Annotated in this window: 2 protein-coding genes; both read right to left on the bottom strand. The window is 62.8% G+C overall.

Translation table 11 applies throughout. The features are described from left to right. Positions 1-73 precede the first annotated feature (73 nt). The gene (locus ACE04F_RS17020; RefSeq protein ID WP_486108477.1) at positions 74-433 is read right to left on the bottom strand and encodes a DUF5064 family protein; all 360 of its coding nucleotides are present in this window, start codon (positions 431-433) and stop codon (positions 74-76) included. 64 nt (positions 434-497) lie between these two features. Continuing rightward, a complete protein-coding gene (gene arcC, locus ACE04F_RS17015; RefSeq protein ID WP_486108475.1) occupies positions 498-1,427 on the bottom strand; it encodes a carbamate kinase in 930 nt (309 codons plus the stop codon). Positions 1,428-1,491 lie beyond the last annotated feature (64 nt).

Genomic DNA, 1,491 nt, shown 5'->3' with positions numbered 1-1,491 from the left:
TGCCTATTCGACTGTCACACCGCATTCGCGAGCAGGCTCGCTCCCACATGGGATTGGCGGGGTATTCAAACAGCTACTCCAAATGCTCAGGCTTCATCGGATCACCCGGCTTGACGTCGAGCTGGTGCCGCACGTCTTCGAACATCTCGTCGTAATACTTGTGCATCGAGCCGATGCTGGCGTTCTTGGGCATGCCGTACTGCTGGGCGATGCGCGTGGCGTGGCGGGCGAAGTCGAAAGCCTGGTCCTTGGCCAGGAAAAACGTCTCGTCCACGCTCTCGTCTTCCACCGTGCCGTGTAGCCGGAACGACATGCCTGTGCCTTCCTTGGGATCCTGGGTCACCGCGTAATCGATGCACAGGTTGTAGCTGTAGTCGTCCTTGTTCAGCGCATGGCGTTCCATGTGCAGGTGACCGGGTTGGAACGTGGCCATAAGGGTCTCTCCTTCGAAGGCGTGGAGAACGGCAGACACCGCGCCTGCCGTATAAGTTTTGTGGTTACCGATAAACAATCCCCGCCGTCGCCGTGCTGATGCGCGTGCCGGCGGAGCCCTGGACGATAGCCTCGATGTCCGACAGCGACCCGATTACCGCGACCTTGCCGGTGTGGCGGGCGAATTCGCAGGCGGCTTGCACCTTGGGCCCCATGGAGCCGGCGGCGAAGCCCAGTTTTTCCATCTCGTCGGGGTGGGCCTGGGCGATGGCCTTCTGAGTCGGCCTGCCGAAGTCGAGGAAGGCGGCGTTGACGTCCGTGGCGATGACCAGCAGATCGCTCTCCAGCTGTTCGGCCAAGAGCGCCGAACACAGGTCCTTGTCGATCACCGCTTCGACGCCTTGCAGGTTGCCGTCGGCATCGTACATTGTCGGGATGCCGCCACCGCCGGCGCAGATCACGATGCTGCCTTTCTCCAGCAGCCACTTGATCGGGCGGATTTCAAAGATGCGCCGGGGCCGTGGGCTGGCAACCACCCGGCGGAACTTGTCGCCGTCCGCGGCGATGGACCAGCCTTTCTCGGCGGCCAGTTGCTGCGCCTCTTCCCGGCTGTAGACCGGGCCGATGGGCTTGGTCGGGTTCTGGAAAGCCGGGTCATTGGCGTCCACTTCGACTTGGGTCAGGAGCGTGGCGAAGGGCACTTCGAAGTCCAGCAGGTTGCCCAGTTCCTGTTCGATGATATAGCCGATCATGCCTTCGGTTTCGGCGCCGAGCACGTCCAGCGGATACGGCGTGACCGAGGTGTAGGCCGCCGCCTGCAACGACAGCAGGCCGACCTGCGGACCGTTGCCGTGGGCGATGACCAGTTGGTTGCCGGGATGGATCCTGGCGATCTGTTCGGTCGCGGTGCGGATGTTGCTGCGTTGATTGTCGGCGGTCATGGGTTCACCCCGACGCAGGAGGGCATTTCCGCCCAGGGCAACGACGATGCGCATGGTGCTGTCCTTTCAAGTCAGATCGAACAAAACAGTTCCCTTGTGGGAGGGGGGGGGGGGGGGG

This window comes from Pseudomonas sp. AGC41 (assembly GCF_057334555.1).
The sequence above is the reverse complement of the archived record's forward strand: the minus strand, read 5'-3'. Positions and strand labels throughout refer to the sequence as shown.